At 73.0% G+C, this 24,646-nt stretch carries 17 protein-coding genes; 4 read left to right on the top strand and 13 right to left on the bottom strand.

Annotation, left to right across the window (positions count from 1 at the left end):
- Window positions 1-21: 21 nt before the first annotated feature.
- The 3 genes from ACFY3I_RS36755 to ACFY3I_RS36765 form a co-directional block, all read right to left on the bottom strand.
- The gene (locus ACFY3I_RS36755; RefSeq protein WP_390865346.1) at window positions 22-1,359 is read right to left on the bottom strand and encodes a phosphatase PAP2 family protein; all 1,338 of its coding nucleotides are present in this window, start codon (window positions 1,357-1,359) and stop codon (window positions 22-24) included.
- A 355-nt stretch (window positions 1,360-1,714) separates the two neighbouring features.
- Window positions 1,715-3,616 carry an alkyl/aryl-sulfatase gene (locus tag ACFY3I_RS36760; RefSeq protein WP_390865347.1) on the bottom strand — a complete coding sequence of 634 codons (1,902 nt, stop codon included), beginning with the start codon at window positions 3,614-3,616 and terminating at the stop codon, window positions 1,715-1,717.
- A 145-nt stretch (window positions 3,617-3,761) separates the two neighbouring features.
- Window positions 3,762-5,453 (bottom strand): DUF4157 domain-containing protein, encoded by a 1,692-nt coding sequence (locus ACFY3I_RS36765; protein ID WP_390865348.1) that lies wholly within the window; start codon window positions 5,451-5,453, stop codon window positions 3,762-3,764.
- Window positions 5,454-5,720: 267 nt separating this feature from the next.
- On the opposite strand from ACFY3I_RS36765, the gene ACFY3I_RS36770 reads away from it, so the two are divergent.
- The 3 genes from ACFY3I_RS36770 to ACFY3I_RS36780 all read left to right on the top strand — a co-directional run bounded on the left by ACFY3I_RS36770 (window position 5,721) and on the right by ACFY3I_RS36780 (window position 10,256).
- Window positions 5,721-8,765, top strand: coding sequence for an FG-GAP-like repeat-containing protein (locus ACFY3I_RS36770; protein WP_390865349.1), 3,045 nt, complete (start codon window positions 5,721-5,723; stop codon window positions 8,763-8,765).
- 111 nt (window positions 8,766-8,876) lie between these two features.
- A complete protein-coding gene (locus ACFY3I_RS36775; protein WP_390865350.1) occupies window positions 8,877-9,668 on the top strand; it encodes a DUF4239 domain-containing protein in 792 nt (263 codons plus the stop codon).
- A 78-nt stretch (window positions 9,669-9,746) separates the two neighbouring features.
- Window positions 9,747-10,256 carry a DinB family protein gene (locus ACFY3I_RS36780; protein ID WP_390865351.1) on the top strand — a complete coding sequence of 170 codons (510 nt, stop codon included), beginning with the start codon at window positions 9,747-9,749 and terminating at the stop codon, window positions 10,254-10,256.
- Between the two features lie 10 nt (window positions 10,257-10,266).
- Here ACFY3I_RS36780 and ACFY3I_RS36785 read toward each other — a convergent pair whose 3' ends face one another.
- From ACFY3I_RS36785 to ACFY3I_RS36795, 3 genes are read right to left on the bottom strand one after another with little or no spacing between them, the layout of a single operon-like run.
- Entirely contained in the window at window positions 10,267-11,070 is an 804-nt protein-coding gene (locus ACFY3I_RS36785) for a maleylpyruvate isomerase N-terminal domain-containing protein (RefSeq protein WP_390865352.1), read from the bottom strand.
- Window positions 11,067-12,443: an NADP-dependent succinic semialdehyde dehydrogenase gene (locus ACFY3I_RS36790; protein ID WP_390865353.1), complete on the bottom strand. Its 1,377-nt coding sequence runs from the start codon at window positions 12,441-12,443 to the stop codon at window positions 11,067-11,069. The genes ACFY3I_RS36785 and ACFY3I_RS36790 overlap by 4 nt, the downstream gene beginning before the upstream one ends.
- A 15-nt stretch (window positions 12,444-12,458) precedes the next feature.
- Entirely contained in the window at window positions 12,459-13,166 is a 708-nt protein-coding gene (locus ACFY3I_RS36795; RefSeq protein ID WP_390865354.1) for a type 1 glutamine amidotransferase domain-containing protein, read from the bottom strand.
- Between the two features lie 268 nt (window positions 13,167-13,434).
- Here ACFY3I_RS36795 and ACFY3I_RS36800 point away from each other — a divergent pair, with 268 nt between their 5' ends.
- Window positions 13,435-14,310 (top strand): alpha/beta fold hydrolase, encoded by an 876-nt coding sequence (locus ACFY3I_RS36800; RefSeq protein ID WP_390865355.1) that lies wholly within the window; start codon window positions 13,435-13,437, stop codon window positions 14,308-14,310.
- A gap of 25 nt (window positions 14,311-14,335) precedes the next feature.
- Here the strand turns inward: ACFY3I_RS36800 and ACFY3I_RS36805 are convergent, their stop codons facing one another.
- From ACFY3I_RS36805 to ACFY3I_RS36835, 7 genes are read right to left on the bottom strand one after another with little or no spacing between them, the layout of a single operon-like run.
- Entirely contained in the window at window positions 14,336-16,468 is a 2,133-nt protein-coding gene (locus ACFY3I_RS36805) for an exo-alpha-sialidase (protein WP_390865356.1), read from the bottom strand.
- Window positions 16,469-16,526: 58 nt separating this feature from the next.
- Window positions 16,527-17,447 (bottom strand): dihydrodipicolinate synthase family protein, encoded by a 921-nt coding sequence (locus ACFY3I_RS36810; protein ID WP_390865357.1) that lies wholly within the window; start codon window positions 17,445-17,447, stop codon window positions 16,527-16,529.
- Window positions 17,447-19,060 carry an FAD-dependent oxidoreductase gene (locus tag ACFY3I_RS36815; RefSeq protein WP_390865358.1) on the bottom strand — a complete coding sequence of 538 codons (1,614 nt, stop codon included), beginning with the start codon at window positions 19,058-19,060 and terminating at the stop codon, window positions 17,447-17,449. The genes ACFY3I_RS36810 and ACFY3I_RS36815 overlap by 1 nt, the downstream gene beginning before the upstream one ends.
- On the bottom strand, window positions 19,057-21,204 hold the full coding sequence (locus tag ACFY3I_RS36820; RefSeq protein ID WP_390865360.1) for a trehalase family glycosidase: 2,148 nt from the start codon (window positions 21,202-21,204) through the stop codon (window positions 19,057-19,059). The genes ACFY3I_RS36815 and ACFY3I_RS36820 overlap by 4 nt, the downstream gene beginning before the upstream one ends.
- Window positions 21,201-22,037 (bottom strand): ATP-binding cassette domain-containing protein, encoded by an 837-nt coding sequence (locus ACFY3I_RS36825; RefSeq protein WP_390865361.1) that lies wholly within the window; start codon window positions 22,035-22,037, stop codon window positions 21,201-21,203. The genes ACFY3I_RS36820 and ACFY3I_RS36825 overlap by 4 nt, the downstream gene beginning before the upstream one ends.
- Window positions 22,034-23,068 carry an ABC transporter ATP-binding protein gene (locus ACFY3I_RS36830; RefSeq protein WP_390865362.1) on the bottom strand — a complete coding sequence of 345 codons (1,035 nt, stop codon included), beginning with the start codon at window positions 23,066-23,068 and terminating at the stop codon, window positions 22,034-22,036. Before ACFY3I_RS36830 ends, ACFY3I_RS36825 begins: the two co-directional genes overlap by 4 nt.
- Window positions 23,065-24,603 (bottom strand): ABC transporter substrate-binding protein, encoded by a 1,539-nt coding sequence (locus ACFY3I_RS36835; RefSeq protein ID WP_390865363.1) that lies wholly within the window; start codon window positions 24,601-24,603, stop codon window positions 23,065-23,067. Before ACFY3I_RS36835 ends, ACFY3I_RS36830 begins: the two co-directional genes overlap by 4 nt.
- Window positions 24,604-24,646: the final 43 nt, after the last annotated feature.

The raw sequence follows: 24,646 nt of genomic DNA on the forward strand, positions 1-24,646 counted from the left end.
GCCGGGAAAGGCCGCGCCGGTCTACCGCAGGGCTTCCGGCCGCACGGGCTGACGGGGGCTCAGGAGGGGTTCCGGCGTGGTTCGCCGCTGCGTCCGTACGTAGCCGTAGACGGCCGAGGAGAGCGCCAGCAGGAGCAGCGGTCCCGACACCCACGGATACCTGGCCATCTCCAGCGGCAGCCAGCGGTACGACACCAGGAGCGCGGTGAAGAGGGCCGCCCCGTAGGCGGCGAACCGCAGCCCCGGCCGGTCCCAGCCGCGGTCGTAGGAGCGCAGTGCCGCCTCGATGGTGAGGGTGAACACCGCGCCCGCGATGAGGTCCACGCCGTAGTGGTAGCCGAATCCCAGCGTCGCGGTGAGGGTGGCGACCAGCCAGAACGCGCCGGCGTAGCGCAGCAGGCGCGGGCCGCTCCGGGAGTGGATGAAGATCGCGACGGCCCATGCCGTGTGCAGGCTGGGCATGCAGTTGCGCGGGGTGAACGTGTCGAACGGCATGTGCTGGGGAGGATCGACCGGCGGCATGGTCCGCGGCCACAGGTCGGCGACCTCCCAGTGGCCGGGGGCGTGGCCGGCGCCGCCGACGGGCGTCTCGGGCCACAGGCTGACCGAGGCCCAGTGCTCGACGCCGGTGCCGTAGGCGAAGACCGGCCCGACCACCGGGAAGACCATGTAGATCGCCGGCCCGAGGAGACCGATCACCAGGAAGGTGCGCACCAGGTGGTGGCGGGGGAAGGCCCTCTCGTCGGCCACATTGCGCAGTTGGTACAGCGCGACGACGACCGCGGCCACGGCGAGCTGGCCGTAGACGATGTCGAGGAGGTTGAAGCCGACCGGACCGGTGGCGGTGACGATCCGGCCCACCAGCCACGACGGGTCCCCCAGCGCGTGGTCGGCGGTGGCCACGTACTGGTCGAGGACCGTCGGGCGGGTCCTGGAGGTGACGAGCAGCCAGGTGTCGCCGGTCTTGCGGCCGGTCACCAGCAGCAGGCCCAGGCCGACGCCCTTGAGCAGCAGGACGCGTTCCGGGCCGGTGCGGCGGGTGACGGCGACGACCGCGGTGCCCAGGATCACCCACAGCGCGCCGTTGCCGAAGGGATGGCCGTCGGTCACCTGGACGCCGAGCGCCCAGCGGACCGCGACGACGGCGAGGTCGATGCCGATCGCGGCCGCCAGCGCGAGGAACCGCTGCCGCCAGGTGAGGACGGTCATCGTCAGCGTCAGGCCGGCGTAGAGCAGGAAGCCCGACTTGGGGGCGAAGACCACCTCCCGCGCCTGGTTGGTGAGCGGCCCGGGCAGGCCGTAGTGTCGCGCGGTGATCTCCAGGGCGAGGAGGAAACCGAGGGCCGTGGCACCCGCCACGGTCCAGAGCACCGCCCCGGGACGACGCCAGACGGAGAGCGGTGTTCCGTCGCTCGTTCGCGAAGGAACCCGCGGTGGTATGGATCTCAATTTCCGGCCGATTCGCTAGACGACGACACCTGCCCGATCAGGAAAGACGGAAGGCGCACCTGCCGGGTTCCGGTCTCGTTCAGGAAACACCACCGGATTGTTCACCCACGAGTCCCTCCGGGACCAGAGGCGAATCCCGTCGGGGTGCGTTCGGGCCGGAACCGAGCGCCTCGCCGGAGCTCCGTCCACCGGCCGGACGGGTCGGAGCGACGCCGAGAGGCCGCCCGGCGGACGCCGGACGGCCTGTCTTGTGCCGGAGGGGGTCTCAGGGGGTGACCACGGCGAAGTCCGGGTCGGGTGAGTCCAGGCGGCCGACGAGTTCGGTGAGCCGCCCGGCGTCGCCGGTGATCGTGACGGTGTCGCGGGCGGCCAGTTCCGCCGGGGTGAGCGTGCCGAGCAGCAGACCGCGCAGCTCCGCCTCGGCGAGGCCGATCTCGACGTCGGGGTCGGCAGCGGCCGGTCCGGTGCCGGTGACGGTGGTGAGGACGCCGTTGCGCAGCCGCGTGGTGACCGGCTCACGGCCCGCGACGTTCCAGCGCACGGTGATGTCCGCGTCCCAGCTGCGCGGCCCGTCCACCCGGATGGCGAGCGCGTCGAAGAGCTGGTCGAGGGAGAGCGCCGCCACGACGTCGGGCGAGGCGGTGACCGTGGGGGTGCCGACCTGGCCGTTGCGCAGTTCGTAGGCGCCGGTCAGGTAGAAGTTGCGCCAGGTGCCGTTCTCGCTGCCGTAGCCGAGCTGTTCGAGGGCGTCGGCCTGGAGCGCGCGGGCCTCCGCGTGGTCCGGGTCGGCGAACACGGCGTGCCCGACGACCTGCGCCACCCAGCGGAAGTCGCCGTCGGCGTAGGACTGCCGGGCGCGGCGCAGGACCTCGTCCGTGCCGCCCATGAACTCGACGTACCGCCGGGCCGCCTCGACCGGCGGGTGTTCCCACAGGCGGGCCGGGTTGCCGTCGAACCAGCCCAGGTAACGCTGGTAGATCGCCTTGGTGTTGTGGCTGACCGAGCCGTAGTACCCGTGGGTGTGCCAGGCCCGCTCCAGTACCGGGGGCAGTTCCATCCGCTCGGCGATCTCCGGCCCGGTCAGCCCCTGGTTGAGCAGGCGCAGGGTCTGGTCGTGCAGGTAGGCGTACAGGTCCCGCTGCTCGGTCAGGTACCGCGTCAGTCGCTCCCGTCCCCACACCGGCCAGTGGTGCGAGGCGAAGGCGACGTCCGAGGAGCCGGTGAAGAGGTCGACGGCCTCCGTCAGGTAGCGGGACCACACCCGGGGGTCGCGGACCAGGGCGCCGCGCAGGGTGAGCAGGTTGTGCTGGTTGTGGGTGGCGTTCTCGGCCATGCACAGGGCCGCGTGGTCGGGGAAGTGGATGTTCAGCTCGGCCGGGGCCTCGGTGCCGGGGGTGAGCTGGAAGACCATGCGGATGCCGTCGACGGTCTCGGTCTGCCCGGTGCGCGTGAGGTACGCGGTCGGCGGGATCAGGGTGACCGCGCCGGTCGAGGTGGTCTGCCCGAGGCCCGTGCCGATCTGTCCGCGCGCTCCCTTGGGCAGGGCCGCGCCGTACATGTAGGCGGCGCGGCGGCCCATCGCGGTGCCCGCGTAGACGTTCTCGCTGACCGCGTGCTCCAGGAAGCCCTCCGGGGCGAGGACGGGTACCCCGCCGGCCACGTCGTCGTCGGAGACGACCCCCCGTACGCCGCCGAAGTGGTCGGCGTGGCTGTGCGTGTAGAGGACGGCGGTCACGGGCCGCTCGCCGCGGTGGGCGCGGTACAGGGCGAGGGCGGCGGCCGCGGTCTCCGCGCACAGCAGGGGGTCGATGACGAGGACGCCCCGCTCGCCCTCCACGATCGTCATGTTGGACAGATCGAAACCGCGCACCTGGTAGATGCCCTCGGTGACCTCGAACAGCCCGTGCTCGGAGCAGAGCCGGCTCTGCCGCCACAGGCTGGGGTTGGCGGTGGCCGGGCAGTCGCCGGCCAGGAACCCGTAGGCGTCCAGGTCCCAGACCACGCCACCGTCCGCGTTCTTGACGACGGTCTCCGCGGCGGTGCCGAGGAAGCCGCGCCGCGCGTCGTCCAGGTCCTGGGTGTCGTCGAAGGGGAAACGGCGCAGGACGGCGTCGTTGGCCCGCTCGACGGACGGTTCGGCGGGCTTGGCCTCGGTGCGCTCGGGCATCGGCGTCTCCTCGGGGGGCGGGCCTCGGACCGGCGCCCCTGCTCGGACGCGGCCACGGCCACCCTCACCCGCCCCGCCCGCCCGCACGAGCTGACCGGCACCGTACGGGTGAGCGGACCGGCACCGTACGGGTGAGGGGGGCGGGTCAGAACCGCGGGGCCCGGGCCCCCGCCGCGGTCAGGATGAACTGGGCGTAGGAATCGGCGTTCATCAGGGCACGCCGGCCCATGGCGTACCAGTTCGGCTGCCGGTTGGAGTCGTTGTTCTCGCCGCTGTACGTGGAGGGGTCCCGCAGGGCGCGCTTGGCGAGCGTGGCCGTTTCGCTGGCCGCCGCCGCCTCGGGCGCGACGGCGGCCATGTCGGCGTTGAAGCTCTCCTCCTGCAACTCCGAGTCGCGCGGGCTGTACTGGTAGTCCAGAGTGCCGGCGAACCGGTGTGTCGCCTCGTGGACGATGTACCAGGCGTTCTGGCCCTCGTTCGTCAGGTTGATCGGGCCGCTGCGGCCGGTGTCCAGGGTCGGGAGCTCCTCGCTCTTCTGCTGGTCCGGGTTGGTCACGCGGCTGTACACGTCGTGCCAGGAGGAGCCGACCCAGCCCGCGACTCCACGGGGCACGTTGCCCTCGCCCACCAGGGCGATCTCCGCGCCCTGCGCGTTCAGCCCGGCCTGGATGCGCCTCACGACCTCGACGATCCGCGGCAGGAAGGTGGCGACCTGATCGGGGGTGGCGGCCCGGAACGCGGGGAAGCCCGACTGGAGTGCCGTCAGCAACTGGCCGCCCGGCGTGTCCCCCGCCGACGCCAGCAGGGCCAGGGCGGTCGCGATGGCCTGCTTGGCCTCGACCAGGGCCCGGCGGGTCCGGGTCTCACGCTGCGGGTACTCCCGGTCCGGGATGGTGCCCTTCTTGGAGAACCTCGCGTTCGCGCTGCTGTGCACCTGCTGGGTCGCGTCGTCGTAGACGTCCCCGTGCCGCGGCGTCCCGGGGTCGGCGATGCCCAGCTGGGTGGCGGTGCGGACGTCGTCCCGGTTGGCCCGGTTGCGCCAGCGGGTCTCCTGGCCGGAGCGGGGGTCGCTGAAGCTGGCGGCCTGGTCGAACTCCCACACCGCCCGCTGGACCGCCGGGCCGTCCTGGGGGCCGACCTCCGCCGCCGGGGCGACCGCGCTCCGTGCGACGACGGACGGCGCGGTGGCCGCTCCCGCGGTGAAGGCGGCGCCGTCGGCGACGGCCGCGCGTTCCGAGCCCTGCCCGGGGTCGGTCACCGCGACGCCCGCGCCGTTGTCGTTGCCCGTCTCGCGGATTCCGCGGAGGTTCTTGTCGAGGTGGCTGGCCTCGTGGGCGAGGGTCTCGGTGTCGCCGACGGCCGACGAGCCGAGGAAGATGTGGTGGCCGATGGTCATGGCCCGGGCGCCCAGCGCCGCGGTGGCCCGCTGGGCGGTCGCGTTGTCGTGGACCCGGCCGGCGGAGAGGGCGTCGTTGCCGTAGAAGGCCTTGGCCTTGGTGAGGAAGGAGCCGGGCAGCGGGCTGCTCGGTGTCGCCATCGCGGCGGCGATGAGGCTCTGGTGGGACGCCGGCCGCGCGTCCTCGGCACCCTCGTGCTCGTGCCCCGGGCTCTCCCGGCGCTGGACGGCCGGGTCCTCGTGCGCGCATCCCGGGCCGTGCCGGTGCTGCTCCTGGCGCTGTTCCCGCTGCCTCTCCCGCGCGACCACGCGGGCCACCGCGGTGTTGCCCGCCGTCTGCTGGAGGTCCAGCATCCGCTGGACCAGCGCACTGGGCCGGGTCACGCGCTGGGCGGTGTCCCGTTCGTCCGACGACCGGTCCCGCTCTGTCGACGCGTGCATGAACTTCCCCTCGCCCCCTACGACTTGCCGGTCCATCCTTACCGGAACCCGGCGGCTTCCGACAGGGCCCCGAGGGCAGTTCCGGGGGCAGTGCCGAGGGTCCGACGCTTCCCATGCACAGGTCATGCACAGGTAAAGTGTTAGTATCCGGCCACGCGCCTGGGGGGTGTCCGAACGTCATGGGTGCCGCACGTCCTCGGCGTGCGGCCAGCAGGCGTGCGCGCACGCGCCCCGTGGCTTCGCCTACCGTCCTCGAAGAGGTCCCGCATGGGTAGACGCGCGCTCGTACGCAGCGCCACCGCCACCACCCTCACCTTCGCACTCGCCCTCGGAATCGGCCTGTTCACGGTCGGCAGCGCGCAGGGCGAGCCGGTCGCCGGGGAGGTGGTCGTCCCGGCCACCACGTCCATGGTCCCCCGGACCGGCCTGCTGAGCGCGGGGCCCTCCGGGTTCCTCCGGTACGAGGAGGGGCGGGGGCAGCTGTGGACGACGTACGACGGGGTGGACACGGTCGTCGACCCCGACGGCACGGACGCCTACGGCGTCACGAGCGCCGGCGCCGGCTCCGACGTCGTCGCCCGGTACGACATCCCCACCAGGACCGTGACGCTGCGGAACATGACGTCCGGCGAGACCGGCACCGTCGCGCTCCCGGACGGGTACACGTACTTCGGCACGCTCGGGTCGACGGTCCTCGCGCTGGTGGGACCGCCCGGCGACGTGGCGGTGCATCTGCTGGACGCCGGGGTCGACGGCTCCCTCGACGACCGTACGGTCGAGGGCATCCCGTCCGGCGTCTACGTGTCGTCCGTCGGCGGGCTGGCCGACGCGCACGGACGAATGCTGCGGTACCGGAAGGGCGACGACTTCGTCACCGGGTGGCTCGACCTGGCGCGGGGACGCTTCACCGCGATGCCGTACACCTTGGACGTGCCCGAACTGGCCGCGCTCAGCCCCACGCACGTGGTGTGGTGTTCCGGCGGCACCCTGTACGTCGCCTCCCGCCAGGACCCGAGCGCGCCCTTGCGCACCGTGCGGGTGGGCGACATCGCACAGGTGCTGGGCATGGTCGGGGACACCGTCGTCGTCTCCCGGTTCGACGGCTCCCTGGGCAACAGCGTGACCTATCGCGCGGTCGCGCGGGTCGAGGCCGTCCCGCTCGACGGCTCCGCGCCGCGGACGCTGCTGGCCCGCACGTCACGGCAGGCCGTGTCGACCCCGGACGGCGGGCTGCTGGTCGCGGGCGGCCCCGACACGGAGCGCTGGGGTGTCTCCCGGATCGAGGCCGGTGCGGGCGGTGGGGTCACCGTGCGCCGCGTCGCCGACGCGTATCCCGTGCGGACCGCCCACACGGTCTCCCAGCTGAACCTCTCCCAGGGGGAGTTGACCACCACGGAGCTGGACCCCGTGGGCGACTGGTCGTATCTGTACACCCGGGAGACCGGCGTGGCCGGGTCCCCCACGGTGGGGACCCGCACCGATCGCGGCCGGATCGTTCCGGACAGCTATGTCGGGGGCCACCCGCGGTTCTTCGACACCGGCGACGGCCGGACGGTGCTCTCCGGCTACGGTACGAGTGCCACCCAGCAGCCCCAGGTTCTCGGGGCCGGCCGCCCGATGCCCGGCACCCGGATCGACAGCTCCACCGGCTACCAGACCGCGGCCGCGGCCAACGGCCGCTTCGCCGCCCTGGTCAGGCCGTACAACAGCGCCGGCGTGGCGGAGACCAGGATCCTCGACCTCGATTCCGGGCGCACGGTGTACACGACCACGGAGAGCGTGCGGGCGATCTGGGGCACCACCCTGTGGCTGGCGTCCGGCAACGACGGCGTGTACCCCGTCGACCTGGTCACCGGGAAGCGGGGCGACGACGTGTGGTTCGGGCGCGGCTGCCTGCTGAACGACTTCCAGGCGGTCGGCCGGTGGCTGATGTGGAACTGCGTGCTCGGCTCGGAGGGACTGGGCGTCTACGACACCGTCACCGGGCGGAACGTGCGGGTGGCCGGCTCCGACTGGGAGCGGGCGCAGCTAGGCGACGGCTTCGTCGCGACGTCCGGGGCCGGGCAGCTGAGGGTGGTCGACGTGCGCGGCGGGACGGCCGTGGCGCACACCGCCGGGGCGTTCGAGGGGAACGCCTGGGACGTGGACCCCTACACCGGCGTGATCGCGCAGCTCCGCTCCGACAACTCCGTCCGCCTCACCCCCAGTGACGTGCCCGTCTCCGCCCTCGCCCAGCGGGACGCCACCGTCGCCGCCTCGGCGGACGTCAGGGGCGGGGCCGCGCAGTGGGGGCCGAAGTGGTGGCTGAACAAGCCCGCCGCCTCCTGGCGGCTGACGCTCGCCGACCCGGCGGGCAGGACCGTGCGGACCCTCTCCGGCGGTCCGGCGCGGGGCGTGGTGGCACCGGCGTTCAACGGCAAGGACGGATCCGGCCGGCTGGTGCCCAACGGCGCCTACACCTGGAAGCTGACCGTCACCCCCGCGGACGGCCAGGGCGCCGCCCTGACCAGGACGGGCACGGTCAAGGTCACCGGGGCCGCCCCGGCCCGCCGCGACTTCGTCGGGTCGGACGGCTTCGGCGAACTGCTGACGCTGAACGGCTCGGGCGGCCTGACGTACCAGTACGGGGCCGGAAAGGGGACGCTCACCGGGAAGCGGACGGGTTCCGGATGGCCGGCCACCGTGAAGGCGGTGCCGTTCGGCGACCTGAACGGCGACCGGTGCAACGACGTGCTGGTGCGGTTCAGCAGCGGAACGCTGCGCGCCTACCGGCCCGGGTGCGCGGCGGCGGTGACGCCGTCCACGGCGTACACCTCGCTGGGCACGGGCTGGAACCAGTACGACGTGCTGACCTCGCCGGGCGACGTCAGCGGTGACGGCAGGCCCGACCTGATCGCCCGCCAGGCCTCCACCGGGGACGTCTACCTCTACAAGGCGACGAGCGCCGGCAAGTTCGCCGCCAGGGTGAAGATCGCCGCGAAGTGGACGGGCTACAAGAAGGTCCTGGGCGCGGGCGACCTCGACGGCGACGGCTACGGCGACCTCCTGGTGCAGGACCGGTCGAACGAGCTGTGGCGCTACGACTCCACCTCGACCGGCAAGCTCACCGGCCGCGTGAAGGTCTTCGACGACTGGGGCTCGTCGTACAACGTGATCGTGGGCGTCGGCGACATCACCGGCGACGGCCGGGCCGACCTCGTCTCCCGTGACACCTCCGGCACCGTGTGGCGCAACAACGGCAACGGCAAGGGCTCCTTCGGCGCGCGCACGAAGATCGCCACCGGCTGGCAGGGGTACAAGGGCGTGTTCTGACACCCCTTCCCCGGGTGCTCACCCGGTGGCGTGAACTTCCTCCCGTACCGGCGCGGTACGGGAGGAAGACGCGGCTTTCGGGCTGCTTCGACCGGCCTAGACTCCGCACCCATGTCGCTCTGGCTGCTCAACCACTTCAGCACCCTCACGCTGGCCGTCGTCACCGTCGGCGGGACCGTCCTGCTGGCCGTCGCCGGCAGTGTGCTGACGCGTCGCAGGTACCCGACCCTGGCGCGTGGGGAGCACAACGACATGGTCGGGGTGACGCTCGGGATGTTCGGCGCCATCTACGGCATCATCCTCGCGTTCGTGATCGTCACCCTGTGGACGCAGCTGGAGGACACCCAGACCATCGTCGCCTCCGAGGCCACCGACGCGGCGCTCATCACCCGCGACGCCGCCTCCTTCCCCGAGGCGGTGCGCACCCGGGTCGAGGGCGCGATGAGCGGCTACGTGCACGCGGTCGTCGACGACCAGTGGCCCCGGATGCGCGCCGGGCACCCCAGTTACGGGGCCACGGAGACCCATCTCCAGGACGCCTACGGGGCGCTCCAGGCCTACGACCCGAAGAGCGAGCGCGAGCAGGTCTTCTACGAGCAGGCCGTCGGCCACCTCGACGACGTGTCCTCCCAGCGGCGCGCCCGGATCACCATGGCACGCCAGGAACTGCCGCCACTGCTCCAGGTGCTGGCCGTCGGCGGGGCGCTGGTCCTGGTCCCGCTCACCTTCCTCTACGGCATGCGCAAGCTGCGCGTCCAGATCCTGTTCGTCGCCTCGCTCGCCGGACTGGTGGGCTTCAGCCTGCTCCTGGTCTTCGTCCTGGACCGGCCCTTCGCCGGTGACCTCAGCGTCAGCCCGGCCCCGTACCGGGAAGGGGCCCTCGCCCGGTACTGGGAGCGGTGAGCCTCGCGGCCGGCGGGCGCCGCGGTGGATGATCTGTCCCGGACGACGCAACGGATCGGAACGGAAGAGGAGTTGCCGGTGACCAGCGACGAGCGCACGGGACCGCCCGCCTTCGGGAGCGAACGCGAGATGCTGCGGGCCTTTCTCGACTACCACCGGGCCACCCTCGCCATGAAGTGCGAGGGGCTCACCGACGAGGAGCTGCGGCAGCGGTCCATGCCGCCGTCCACGCTCTCGCTGCTCGGCCTGGTGCGGCACATGGCCGAGGTGGAACGGGCCTGGTTCCGGCGGGTGTTCGAGGACCGCGAGGCACCCATGGTCTGGTCCGACGAGATCGACTTCCAGGCGGCCTACGACGCGAGCGCCTCGACCCGGCAGGAGGCGTTCACGGCCTGGGAGGCCGAGGTGGCGGTCTCCCGCCGTATCGAGCGCGAGGCCGGATCCCTGGACCGGGCCGGATACCAGCCGCGGTGGGAGGAGGAGGTGTCGCTGCGGATGGTGATGATCCACGTCCTGCTGGAGTACGGCCGTCACAACGGGCACGCCGACTTCCTGCGGGAGGGCGTCGACGGGACCGTGGGGGCCTGAGCGCCAAGGCCTAGACGATGTTCAGGAGGTCGAGGAACGGTGTCGCCGTGGCACTGTCCCCCGTGACACGGCAGTGGTCGCGCCAGGGCGTGCGGGTGGTGCCCCAGGCGATGAACTCCAGGGCGGTGCTGTGGACCGCGGCCGTCGAGTCCGGGGCCGCGCCCGGGACCACGGTCAGCCGGCCGTCCGGGCCGTCCGCGGGCCGCACGGTGACCGTGGTGGCGCCCGGCCCGGTCAGATCGAGGACGAGCGGTCCGGTGACGGCGGCGGTGAGTTCGGGGCCCTGCATCTGGGGGAGTCCGGCGAGCATGAACTCGACCGCGGGCGCGACCTGTTCGCCGGTCGGAGCGGGCAGGGCGAACGGCAGCGGCCCGGCCGGGGCGAGCAGGTCGTCGCGCAGATGGCAGAAGACGTTGAACGCCATGGTGTTCGCGAGCAGGTGGCGCGGATACGTGCCGAGACCGGCCACCTCGACCGGCTCGTCGGCGCCGGCCGGCTCCTGCGCCGCCGCCAGCAGGTCCAGCTGGCGCGGGGTGCTGTGCCGCCACTCGTCGAGGACCTCCCGGTGGCTCAGGGACCGGCGCTCGTCGACGCGCAGGTCGTGGTAGCGCTCGCGGTTCCGCGGCAGACCCGGGTCCGGCGGCGGCGGGTGCACCGCCTCGGTGGCGAGGGCCGCCAGGTGGGCCATCACGTCGATGACCCGCCAGCCCGCGCACGCCGAGGGCAGCTCCCACTGCGCGTCCTCCGTGCGGGAGACGATCTCCGCCAGGTCCGCCGTGCTCGAACGGGCGGCGGCGAGGCCGGCTGCGGTCACCGGCCGATCCAGACGGTCTTGGCGTTCATGAACTCGCGCATGCCGAGGTCGGACAGCTCACGGCCGTAGCCGCTGCGCTTGGTGCCGCCGAAGGGGATCTCCGGGTAGCTGGTCGTGTTGCCGTTGATGAAGGCCATGCCCGACTGCACGTCCCGGACGAACAGCTCGCGTTCGGCCTCGTCCTCGCTCCACAGGTTGGAACCGAGGCCGTAGGGATGCCCGTTGGCCTCCCGCAGCGCCTCCTCCAGCGAGGCGACCGTCCACACCTGGGCCACCGGACCGAAGACCTCCTCGTGGTACATCCGCATCTCCGGGGTGATGTCGGTCAGCACCGTGGGCGGGTAGTACCAGCCGGGCCCCTCCGGGATCCGGCCGCCCAGCAGCACCGTCGCACCCTTGGCCACCGCGTCGTCGACGTAGGCCGCCACGTCCTGGCGCCCCGACTCGGTGGCCAGCGGACCGACGTCGGTGTGCTCGTCCATCGGGTCGCCGACCACCAGCGCGCCCATCTTCGCGACGAACATCTCGATGAACCGCTCACCGATGTCCTGGTGGACGAAGAACCGCTTGCCGTTGATGCAGGACTGCCCGTTGTTGAGGCACCTGGCCTTCACCGCGACGTCGGTGGCCCGGTCCAGGTCGGTGGAGGGCATGACGATGAACGGGTCCGAGCCGCCGAGTTCGAGGACCACCTTCTTGATCTCGTCGCCGGCGATCGAGGCCACCGACCGGCCCGCCGGCTCGCTGCCGGTCAGCGTCGCGGCGGCCACCCGCGGGTCGCGCAGCACCTGCTCCACCCGTCCCGAGGAGATCAGCAGGGTCTGGAACACGTCGTCGGGGAAGCCCGCGTCGTGGAAGAGCTCCTCCAGGTACAGGGCGCACTGCGGCACGTTCGAGGCGTGCTTGAGCAGGCCCACGTTCCCGGCCATCAGCGCGGGCGCCGCGAACCGCATGGCCTGCCACAGGGGCAGGTTCCACGGCATCACCGCGAGCACCACACCGATCGGCTGGTACGTCACGAACGTCCGCTCGGCCTGTACGCGTTCGGCGTCACCGTCCAGGTCCCGCAGGAAGCCGGGGCCCTCGGCGGCGTAGTAGTGCAGCCCGTGCACGCACTTGGCCACCTCCTGCTCCGCCGCGCGGAACGTCTTGCCCATCTCCTCGGTGATCATCCGGCTGACGCTCTCGACCTCCTTCTCCAGGCGTTCGGCCGCGTGCTGCAGCCAGCGTGCCCGCTCCTCGACGCTGGTCAGCCGGTACGAGGCGGCGGCGGCCGCCGCCCGCGCCAGTTTGTCCTCGAGTTCACCGGGAGTCAGTTCGGCGAAGCTCCTGAGGACCTGTCCGGTCACGGGACTCGTCGTCGCGATGGCCATGGGCCGACTCCCTTCTCACGCGCCGCTGCCGGACAGCGCCTCGACGAGTTCCTGGGCGAGGGGGCCCGAGGAGGCCGGGTTCTGACCGGTGTAGAGGTTGCGGTCCGAGACCGTGTACGGCTCCCAGGCGGGGCCGCGCGAGTAGTCGACGGGCAGCTTCTTCAGCTCGTCCTCCAACAGCCACTTGGCCTTGTCGGCGAAACCGACACCGGCTTCCTCCTCGTTGCAGAACCCCGTCATGCGGTAGTTCGCGAAGGGCGTGTCGCCGTTCGCGTCCCGGGTCGCGAGGAGAGCGGCCGGAGCGTGGCAGACGATGCCGAGCGGATTGCCGGACGCGAGTGCCCTGCGCAGCAGCTCCCCGGATTCGCGATCGATGGAGAGGTCTTCCATCGGGCCGTGTCCGCCGGGGTAGTAGACCGCGTCGTAGTCCTCAAGACGCACGTCCTGGAGGGAGATGGGGTGCCGCAGCTCGTCCGCGGACTCGATGACGGCCTCTTCCTGGAGTGAGTTCTCCTCACCGCCCGCCATCCGGGACTCCAGGCTCATCGTGTCCACAACCGGGACGACGCCGTGCGGAGTTGCCACGGTGACTTCGTGTCCGGCGGCGGTGAACACGCTGTAGGGCGCCACGAACTCCTCGGCCCAGTAGCCGGTCGGATGTCTGTGTCCGTCCTTCAGCGTCCAGTAACTCGCCCCGGTCAGCACGCACAGGATCTTGGCCATGGGAAACTCCGGAGATCACGCGGACGATTTGACATATGCAATAAGTCTGAGCGCGCCTGATGGCCCCGGCAACTCGTGGCGAACGGGGCTCGGCTTGCCCGCCGTCGATACCGGACTAGGCTGATTCGGCCGCCTGTATCACTCCGTCGGCCCTCCCTTTCGCCTCTCCTTTTCGCATGGCGCGTCTTTCGTCTTTCGTCATTGCGGGCCGGGATCTGCAGGCCGGGACTTGTACGCCGAGATCTGTACGCCGAGGAAGTGGAAGCACATGACCGCCTCTGGAATCTTGAGATCGGGCAAGGGCAGGCTGGCCCTCGGGGTGACGGTGCTCGCCGCCCTGACCGTGGTGCCGGCGCACGCGGCGGACGGCGCCGGTCCGTCCCCGCAGGGCCAGAAGCCGACCGTGGTGCTCGTGCACGGCGCGTTCGCCGACGGGTCCAGCTGGAACGCGGTGGTGCAGCGCCTGCAGGCGCGCGGCTACCACGTCGTCGCGCCGCCCAACACGCTGCGTGGAATACCCCAGGACTCCACGTATCTGAACAGCCTGTTGAAGACGATCAAGGGACCGGTCGTCCTGGTCGGGCACTCCTACGGCGGTGAGGTGATCTCGCAGGCGGCCGACGGACTCGACAACGTCAAGGCGCTCGTCTACATCAACGCGATCATGCCGGACAAGGGCGAGTCGTTCTCCAGCCTCTCCGCCAAGTTCCCCGCCGTTCCGCTCACCAAGGCGCTGCAGGGGGTGCCGTTCCGCAACGGCGACGGCACCACCGGCACGGACCTGTACATCCAGCCCGGCAAGCTGCGCGCGGTCTTCGCCCAGGACCTCTCCCAGCAGCAGACGGCGATCATGGCGGCCACCCAGCGTCCGATCGCGCAGTCCGCGTTCAACGACAAGCTCACCGCGGCGGCCTGGCGCGACAAGCCGGTCTACGCGCTGGTCGGCAGCCAGGACCGGGCGATCAACCCGAGCCTCGAGAAGTTCGAGGCCAGGCGCGCGCACGCGCGCAAGACCGTGGTGATCGACTCCTCGCACGTGTCGATGATCTCCCATCCCCAGCAGGTCACCGACCTCATCGTGACCGCGGCCCACGACGCGGCACAGCCGCACGGCTCCCCGACCCCGAGCCCGCGGCTGCACTAGGTCGTGTCCGGCGGTTCCACGGCCGTCAGGGCCGAGGGCCCAGCAGGCGGACCGCGTCGGCGGCCACCGTGCCGTCGGCGTCGTTGGTCAGCTCCACCGAGTTGCCGAGACCGGCCGTCAGGCGGTACTCGCCGAGGGTGACCCAGGTACCGCCGCGCGGATCCGCGGTGCCCGCCGTCCGCTGGTCGATCCGCACGGTGGTGGCCGTGCCGTCGCCCTGGACGACGGTGTACGGGGCGTTGCCTGCCCGGGCGGCGGCCGGGGGGTAGGACACCTGCACCTCGTACACGCCGTCCCACGGCACGGCCGGCCGCCAGCGCACCTTCCGGGTGCCCGTACCGGCGGGCGCGGTGCGGTAGTTGCCCGACCAGTAGCCGGGGTCGGCCGTCGCCGTCGGCCAGCTGCCGGCGACCACCTCGAAGCCCAGCCGGTCGTTGTCGACGACGACCTCGGCGCGGACGTCGGCGGAGCCCGGCGCTTCGATCAGGCTGAGCGTGTCGAGGCCGAGCACGGTGCCGCCGCCCCTGCCCGCCCCCGTCACCGCGCACCGCACGGTGTGCCGTCCGGCGCGCAGCCGGGTGGCGCCCAGGTGGGCCAGGTCGAAGCCGTCCGCCGTCTGCGCGGTGGTGTCGATCGTGCGGGCGGGCAGAGCGGTGCCGTCGTCCACCGTGACGGCGGCGAGGGCGCCGTCGGCCGAACGGTAGTGGCGCAGCAGCAGCTCGTAGTCGCCGGTGTGCGGCACCCGGATCGTGAACTCCACCGTGTCGCCCACCTGTTCCGGCGTGAGCACCAGCCGTTCGCCGCCGCGGGCCGGGGGATCGGCGACGGTGGTGACGGTGCCGCCGCCCGTGACCTCGTGGTGGGTGCGGGCCAGGGCGAGGACGGTCTCCCGGTAGTGGGGGCCGTGGCGCAGGCTGTCCCGGCCGCGGGTCAGCCACTCCAGCGAGAAGCGGCAGACGTTGACCCGGAGCGGAACGCTCGCCGAGTCGCCGTCGCAGCCGTACAGCAGCACGACGGTGCCGTCGGAGAGACGGGCCAGGTCGGAGTAGTAGGCCCGGTTCTCGTTGACGACCCGCGAGTACCGGTACGAGTAGCCCTCGTCGTAGCTGACCGACACCGTCATGTTGCGGCGCACGGGGGAGTCGGGGCGGCTGAACAGCACCCGGCCGGTGTCGTGGCCGCCGGGGCCGCCGGTGAGGCGCAGCAGGCTCGCGTCCACCGCGTTGAGCGAGCCGGTGGCCCCGTCGAGCGCCGGCTGCGACCAGGTCATGCCGTCGTCCCTGCTGACGGAGACGATCCGCTGCCCCTCGCCGCCCGCCGCGGCGCGGCCGTTCACCAGCACGCTGCCGTCGGCGCGCTGCACCATCCGGGCCTCGTTGACGGGGTAGGCGACCTGGACGGGCACTTCGCCGGTCGCCTGCCAGGTGGCGCCGTGGTCGTCGCTGTAGACCGGTGCGACGCCGTAGTACCGCTCGGCCACCGTGTTGCCGACGATCACCCTGCGGTGCAGGCAGTTGAGCAGCAGCCGGCCGGACCGCAGCTGGAGTCCGTGGCCCGGCCCGGGTCCGTGCAGCGCCCAGGTGTAGGGGAATCCGTCGAACAGCCCGGCCAGGTGCCGTGGTTCGCCCCAGGTCCGGCCGCCGTCCCGGCTGGAGATCAGGTAGAGGTCGCCCGAGTCGCCCGAGCAGGAGGTGTTCTCCGGCAGCCGCAGCGAGAGCATGTAGAAGAGGAAGACCTCCCGGGTCCGCCGGTCCACCACCAGCGCCGGGTTGCCCCAGGACTCGCCGTCGGCGGAGGCGACCAGGGTGCGGCTCTCCTCCCAGGTCCGGCCGCCGTCGGTGCTGCGGCGCAGCAGCAGGTCGCGCGGTCCGGCGTCGCACACCTCGTGGCGTCCCTCGGTGACGGCCAGCACGGTGTCGTCGGGCAGTACGGCGAGCGCGTGCACGTGGTAGTTGACGAGGGGGCCCTCGGCGGAGTCCCAGAGCGTCTGCTCCTCGAAGAAGGTGCCGTGCCGGTCGGACGCGGCCGTCCGGCCGGCGGCGTGGGCCGGGGAGCCGAGGGCCACCGGTCCCAACGCGGCGGCCGCCGAGACGCCGGCGACGCCCAGGGCGAAGGATCTGCGGTTCATGGCGGTGCGCCGCGGTCTGTCGTCGGACATGGTGGGCCACCCCTTTCGGGCGGTACGGAGGAGGTCGGAAGGCGGAGCGCGTTCGGGATCAGGCGCGTATGAGATGTGCGTCGAGGGGGGCGAGGAGCTCGGCCAGGGCCTGCCGTTCCGCGGCGGAGCACGGCGCGAAGGGGGCGGCGAGGTGCGGCGGGCACAGTCCGCGGGCGGCGAGGACGGCCTTCACCGCCGGCACGCCGGGGCGCACCGTGTGCAACTCCAGGACCCGGTCGAGCAGTCGCTGTGCGCGGTGGGCCTCGTCCGGCCGCCCCTCGACGTGCGCCCGGAACAGTTCGACGGCCGCGGCCGGCGCCAGGTTGGCCACCCCGGGGACCACGCCGTCGGCCCCGAGGCGCAGCGCGTCGAGTGCCTGCCGCTCCGCGCCCTGGCTGACTCCGAAGCCGTCGCGCCGGCGTGCCGCCGCCAGGGCGTGGCCGAACAGCGCGGGGTCGCCCGAGCTGTCCTTGATGCCCACGAGACCGTCGAGGGAGGTCAGTTCGTCGAGCAGGGCGGGGGTCAGCGGATTGCTGTAGCGGGGGGCGTTGTACACGACGACGGGCACGCCGAGGCCGGTCAGGGCCGTGTAGTGGGCGACGATCTCGTCGTGCCGGTGGTGGAAGTAGACCGGCGGGCTGAGCACCAGCGCGTCCGGCGCGGCGGGCAGTACGGCCTCGGCCCGCGCCAGCGCCTCGGCGGTGCCGGGAGCGGTCACGTTGACCAGCACCGGTCCGTGGCCGGTCAGTTCGCGCCAGCGGGCGGCCACCCCGGTGGCGAACGCGGTCAGGAGTCCGGTGGGCAGCAGCGGGCCCTCGCCGTTGCTGCCGAAGAGCATGAGCCCGTGCGCGCCGGCCGCCGCGAGGGCGCCGAGCAGCGCGTGGGCGGCCGGGACCGAGGGCCGTCCGGGCCGGTCCATCGGCGTGACCAGCGGGACGGTGACGCCGGCCAGCAACGCGCGCCCGTCGATGCCGCCCATCAGTACCCCTTGACCTCGGGCCAGGCCAGTTCGACCCCGGCGTCGGCGAGTTCGGCCTGGAAGCGGCTCAGCAACCCGGGGTTCTCGTACACCTGGCCGGCCTCCAGACGGTGGTCGAGGCAGTGCGCCGCCAGGGATCCGGCCGCCTCGCCGATGTTCCATTCGACGGGGTGCAGCCGGTAGCAGCCGTTGGTGATGTGGGTGGTGCCGATGTTCTTGCACACCGGGAGCAGGTTCCGCAGCCGTACGGGCAGCAGGGCGCCCAGCGGGATCTGGAAGGGGCTGCTGGCGACGTCGATGTAGGTGTCGCCGCCGGTGGAGGGGTGCAGGTCGATCCGGTACATGCCGACGCCGACGGAGTCCGGGTAGTGGACCGCGCCGTGCTCGCCCCGGACGGCCAGGGAGAGGTCCTGCTCGACGATCCGCCGCCGGGCGACGATCCGCCGCGACTCCCGGATGTACGGCGCCCTGGCCAGCCCGTCGGCCGTACCGAACACGTCGCCGCGCAGCCGGAGTCCCGGCCAGCCGGTGCCGCCGTCGGGGCGGGGCGCCTCGGTCTGCAGCCAGTAGAGCATGCTCATGCTCAGCTCGCGGGCGCCCGCCAGGTGCCGGTCCCGCTCCTTGTCGTCCACCCCGATCAGCGGCCCGGGGAGATAGTCGATCATGGGCCAGTTGACGATGGTCACATCGCTCGCGGCGAAGCCGGGCCGGTACAGCCGCCGGGAGACCACCCGGCGGAACTCCCAGAGCTCCTTGTCGCCCGCGTCTTTGCTCTGGTCGGCGACCACCGGCCCCGAGCCGGCGTTGGGGGTGAAGCCGCGCTCCACCGTCTCCAGCGTCCTCGGGTCGGGCGCGCTCAGGCTCAGCAGCCGGTTCGGCCACTGCGGGGGGTGGTAGGCGGCCCAGCGGTCGTAGCCGGCCGGGCGGTCGACGGTGTGGTCCTCGCCGGCCAGGTGGTCGACGGCGAACACCCAGGAGAACGCCTGCATGTTGGCCGGCTGCGCCTCCTTCGGCGCGCTCGGCTCACCGGTGTCCCGGCCGGACTCGAAGCCCGTCACGTGCTCCGCCCCGGTCAGCGGCAGCAGATCGCCGAGTTCGGTCGCGTCCAGGACGTACGGTGCCGACACCTCGACCTGGCCGCCGTCGCGGCCCTCGACGAGCACGGACCGCACCCGGTCGCCCGCCACGGACGCCGCCACCGGCCGGTACCCGTACAGGATCCGCAGCCGGCCGGCCGCCACGTACGGCCCGACCATGGCGTCGAGCACGGCCGCGGCCACCCTCGGCTCGTGGCACAGCGCGCTCACCCGGCCCTCGCCCGGGTTCAGGTACCGGCGCCGCCTCGCCTCCTCGGTGAGCGGATACCACCTGCGGTAGTGGTCGCGGATCGCCTCGCGCAGCGCCCGGTAGGTGCGGGTGGCGCCGAACTGCTCGATCCAGGCGTGCTCGTCGGGCGGCACGCCCTGGCTGGTGAGCTGGCCGCCGATCCACCCCGTCTCCTCGGTCAGCAGCACCGACCGCCCCCGGTCCAGGGCGGCCAGTGCGGCGGCCACGCCACCGAGGCCGCCGCCGACGACGAGGATGTCCGCGGCCGCCGATGTCTCCGCGCTCATGTCCCGCTCCCCTCCTGTGCGCCGTGCCCCCCGTGCGGGCCGAACGTGAAGCTCCGGGCGCCGCCCGTCACCCGCACCGGCACGGGCGGACCACCGCCCGGCGGGGTGACCAGGACGTCGCCCACGCCCTCGGCCCTCCCGCTCACCCGGTCGCCGGTCATCCGGTAGCCGTGCACGACGACTCCCGGAGCCGCGTCCAGCAGCACCCGTCCGTCGAGGGCGACGACGAGCCGGCCGGCCGCCCGGACGTCGAGGCGGCCGTCGCCGAGCGGCAGGTTGCACAGCTCGGCCGGCTCTCCCGGGTGCGCGAACCGCCAGCCGTCGGTCCGCGCGTCGGCCAGTTCGCCGAAGGCGAGGTACGCCAGCAGACCGCCCCAGGCCATCAGCCCGTCCGACCGCTTGCGCAGACCCGTCAGGTTCTCGCCCGCCACGGCCGGATAGTTCTCCCGGACGTGGCCGTGCTCCCGCCACTCGTCGAGGAAGAGCCGCAGCAGGTTCCCGACCACCGGCCGGCTCAGCTCGGTGAGTTCGTAACGCCGTAGCCCGAGCACCGCGAGATAGGCCATCGGCGCCCAGATCCGGCCGCGCCAGTAGGTCGCCGCGAACCCCGGGTCGTCGCGGGCCACGCTGGGCAGCGGCCGGTCGCCCCCGAGCACCTCGGGCCGCAGCAGGTCGGCGGCCGTGGCCCGCGCCCGGCCGGCGTCGGGCAGACCGCCGAGCAGCGCGTAGAGCATGGTCGGCGAGACATGCGGGTCGTGCGCGCCCGCCGCCGTGAGGTTGCGGTAGCCCTGGCTCTCCTCGTCCCACAGCAGCCGGTCGGCGGCCGTCCTGGCCGCGGCGGCCCCGGCGCGCAGCCGGCCGGACGTCGCGTCCCGCCCGAGCACGTCGGCGATGTCCGCCAGCGCTTCGGCGTCCGCGATGTGCAGGGCGTTCAGGCCGACGTCGGCGAGGTCCATGGTGCGGGTCACCGGGTCGTAGCGGGCCTCGTCGTACATCGGCGAGTCGTCCAGGCCCGACTCCCGTCTGGCCCGGTCCAGGGTCGCCGACGCGGGGTCGCCGGGGACCGGGTCGGAACCCCAGGCGAGCAGCCCGTGCGGCCCGCGCCGGGCCCGGGGCCACCAGTCGTGCCAGGCCAGCAGCGCCGGGAAGGTGTCGGCGAGGAGTGCCGTGTCGCGGGTCGCGGACGACAGGCCGCCCGCCAGATAGGCCTGCAGGACCGTGAGCGCGCCCACCGGCGGCTGCGAACGGTCGTCGGTGCGGCCGCGTTCGTCCGAGACCCGGTTCGGGATCATCCCGGCCGCGTCCGCGTACGGCAGGATCTGCCCGAAGACGCCGCGCGCGTAGTCCCGGTCGACGACGGAGGCGGCGAGGCCGGTGAAGAACGTGTCCCAGGCGTGCAGCGCCCAGGTGCCGTAGAAGCCCTTGCGCTCGGCGCAGACGAAGTCCCGTGAGGTGGGGGTCAGGACGCGGCCGATGTCCGGGGCGTAGACGGTGTTCCAGGTGACGGCCCGGGTCAGCGCGGCGGCGGCGTCGCCGAGCCAGCCGGTGGAGCGGAGCGCGGTGCGCTCCGCTGCCAGCGCCGTGACGCGCAGTCTTTCGGCCGCCGCGCCGTGGGGGCTCTTCGCGCAGTTCCCCGCGCCCCTTCGGGGCGCCATCCGCAGGCACACGGCGTTCTCCCCCGCTTCGCCGTCGAAGGCCAGCGTCAGCGCGTCCGCCGGGCCCTCGACCCTGCGCCCACGCGTCGAGACGGTGACGGTCCAACGGGTTCCGCCCGCACGGACGGTGGCCGTGCCGCCCGCCAACTCCTCGATGTCGTCCAGGCCCTCCACCGACAGCACGATCACGCCCGTGCTCTCGGCCAGCGCGTCCAGCACGTCCCCGGGGCCGCCCGCGAAGAGCAGCCGCAACCGGTGGCCCGCCGCGCGCACCGTCACCTCGGCGTAGCCGCCGTCCACGGTGTGCGGGCCCAGCCGTTCGAGGCCGTCGCGCCAGGTGAAGCCGTCGAGCACCGGACCGTCGGGGCCGAGGACGCCGAACCGCACCCGCGGCCCGTCCGGCAGCCTGTTCATGCCGGTGTGCGTACGGACGTCCCAGGTGTTCCAGCCGGTCGGCGCCGGGATCACGGCAGGCCGCCTCTCGCTCATACGACCGCCTCGTCGTCGGCGGTGCCGTCCCCGGGCACCGAGTCGTCCAGGTCCAGCGCCGCGTCCAGCAGGGCCCGGGTGTACGGGTGCCGCGGCGCGGTCAGCACCTCGCCGGTCCCGCCCTCCTCCACGATCACGCCCCGCCGCATGACCGCCACCCGGTCGGCGATCTGGTGCACCACCCCCAGGTCGTGGGAGATGAACAGCATCGCGAGCCGGTGCCTGCCCCGCAGGTCCACCAGCAGCCGCAGGATCTGGGCCTGCACCGACACGTCGAGCGCGGACACCGCCTCGTCGCAGACCAGCAGCCGGGGCCGTACCGCCAGCGCCCTGGCGATGCTGACCCGCTGGCACTGGCCGCCCGACAGGTCCCCCGCGCGCCGCGAGGCCACCTCGGGGTCCAGCCCCATGTCGGCGAGGAGCCCGTGCAGCGCCTTCGTGCGGTCGCCGCCGGGCGCGGTCACCGGATGGGTGCTCCAGACCTCGGCGATGATCGAGGCGACCGTCATCCGGGGATTCAGCGAGGACCGCGGATCCTGGAAGACCATCTGCACCGCACGCTGCAACCCGGCCGGACGGCGCCCGGCGCGGGCCAGCGGGCGCCCGTCGAAGGTGATGGTCCCGGCGCCGGGACGCAGCAGCCCGGCCACGCACCGGGCCACGGTCGTCTTGCCGGAGCCGGACTCGCCGACCAGGCCGAGCGTCTCCTCGGGGGCGACCGACAGGCTCACCCCGTCCACGGCCACCGTGCCGCCCCGGCGGCCCGCGCGCCGTCCGCCGTACCGGACGCGCAGATCCCGTACGTCGAGCAGCTGGTGCTCGTTCGTGCTCACGCCTTCAGCACCTCCTCCGCGTAGTGGCAGGCGCTGCGGCGGCCCGGCGCCACCTCCCGCACCCGTGGTGTCTCGGTGCGGCAGCGGGCGCGGGCGAGCGGGCAGCGCGGGTGGAACGCGCAGCCGGCCGGCCGGTTCGCCGGTGTCGCGGGGGCGCCCGGCAGCGGGTCGGCGAGGGCGGTGCGGGTCCTGACCGCGGGCACGCTGCGGACCAGGGCCGCGGTGTAGGGGTGGGCGGGCCGCCGCAGCGTCCCGCCCGCGGGTCCCTGCTCGCAGACCCGTCCCGCGTACATGACCACGACCTGTTCCGCGACGTGCGACACGACCCGCAGGTCATGGCTGACCAGCAGCATCGACAGGCCGTCCGCCGTCCGGATGTCGGCCAGCAGCCGCAGGATCCGGGACTGCACGGTGACGTCGAGCGCGGTGGTGGGCTCGTCGGCGAGCAGCAGGGTGGGCCGGCCGGCCAGCGCCATGGCGATCATGGCGCGTTGGCGCAGGCCGCCGGAGAGTTCGTGCGGGTAGGCGCGCATCCGGCGCTCCGGCTCCGGCACGCCTGCCCGGTCCAGGAGTTCGACGACCCGGCGGGTCACCTCGGCGCGCGGCAACCGGTCGCGGCGCGGGATCTCGCCGATCTGGCGGCCGATGCGCTGGGTCGGGTTGAGCGCGGCCAGCGGGTCCTGGAAGATCATCGCGATCTCCCGGCCGCGTACCGCCCGGAGCCGGGCCGGAGCGGCGGCGAGCAGGTCCTCGCCGTGCCAGAGCAGCCGTCCCGTCAGGGCGGCGCCCTCGGGCGGCAGGCCGAGGACCGCGAGGGCGGTCATGGTCTTGCCGCTGCCCGACTCCCCGATCAGTCCGACGGTGGTGGCGCGGGGCACGTCGAAGGAGACGCCGTCCACCGCGCGCACCCGGGTGCCGTGCGGTCCCGGCAGTTCCACCACCAGGTCCTCGACGCGCAGCGGCGGGCCGTCGGATGCGGGCGGGGCCGGTGCGGCGGCCCCGTGCCCGGGTGCGGTTCCGGCGGGGGTCACGAGCCGTCGGTCCGTACGCCGGCGAAGTCCGGCAGGCCGCTGGCGTCGGGGACGAAGCCGTTGAGGTGGCTGTTCCAGGCGTAGGCGATGCTCACCGACATCGGGTACATCCCGACGGCGTCCCGCCAGATGATCCGGCTCGCCTCGCCGTACAGCTCGGTGCGCTTGTGCTTGTCGGCCGTCGCGCCCGCCGACGCCAGCAGCCCGTCCAGTTGCTTGTCGCAGTAGCCCATCCGGTTGGCGGCGCAGGTGTAGAGGCGGCCGAGGTTGCTGGCCGCGTCGTAGCTGGGGGTGGCCAGTTGCTGGAAGTTGATGTCCCACTTGAGGGCGAGCAGGTCCTCGGTGAAGGCGGCCTGCTCCTTCTCCAGCGGGTCCGCCCGTACGCCGATCTTCTGCAGGTCGGAGACGACGGCCTGGATGAAGGGCCGGAACTCGTCGTTGGCGAACTGCAGCCGCAGCTTCTTCGAGAAGTCGAAGCCGGCGGCGGTGAGGGCGGCCTTGGCGGCGGCCGGGTCGTAGGCCACCGGCGGCTGCGGCACGTGCCCGAGGACCACGCCGGTCACCGGGGCGTCGGCCGGTGCGCCGGTCTCGGGGTAGAGCTTGCCGATGATGGTCTTGAAGTCGACCGCCTGCCAGATCGCCCGGCGCACCTTCGCGTCCTTGAGGGCGGGCGTCGAGGAGTTGAACCACATGGTGAACTCGGCGCTGCTCGGCACCGTCCGCACGGTCAGGTCCTCGTCGCCCTTCAGCGAGGCCAGCTGGTCGTCCGGGATGCCCCAGACGACGTCCACCTCGCCGGTGCGCAGCGCGGTCATGCGGGCCGACAGGTCGGGGACGTTGCGGACGGTGACCCGGTGGAGTTCGGGCTTGGTGCCCCGGTACTTGCCGTTGGGCACCAGGACCAGGGACTGGCCCGGGGTGAAGGCGTCGACGGTGAACGGGCCGGACCCGACGGGGTGGTTGAAGAAGGCGGTGTCCTCCTTGCCGACGCCGGAGGGCAGGACGTAGAAGGTGCCGAGCTTGCCCGGTACGGAGGCGTCCGGTGCCGGGCTCCTGAGGACGACCTCGGTGGGGGAGACCTTGGTCATCGTGCAGCCGGGGAAGTTGCCGGCGTTGGGGCCGTTCAGGGTGATCATCCGCTGGAAGGAGGCCACCACGTCGTCGGCGTCGAGCGGGGAGCCGTCGGAGAACGTCACCCCGGAGCGCAGCGTGAACGTCCACTGCGTGACGTCCTTGTTCGGCTTCCAGGCGGTGGCCAGGTCGCCCTTGAGCGTGCCGTCCGCGTCCGGCCTCACGAGCCGGCCGAAGATCTCCTGGGCGGCCAGCTGGGTTCCGGTGGAGGCGCCCTGGGCCCCGTGCGGGTCGAGGCTCTCGATCGGGTAGGTGCCCGCGACCGTCACGTCGCCCGAGGCCCCGCCGCCGTTGTCGTCGCCGCCGGAGGCGGTCGAGCAGGCGGCGAGGAGGGCCGCGCCCGCCGTGAGGGAGGTGGTGAGCCGGATGAGCCGGCTCCGCCGGTACGCACGCGTCTTGGCCATGGAGGTGCTCCTGTCTGTGAACGAGAGCGGTGCGCGGAGTTCG

The organism is Streptomyces sp. NPDC001068 (assembly GCF_042897315.1).
In the GTDB taxonomy this organism is placed as follows: Bacteria; Actinomycetota; Actinomycetes; order Streptomycetales; family Streptomycetaceae; genus Streptomyces.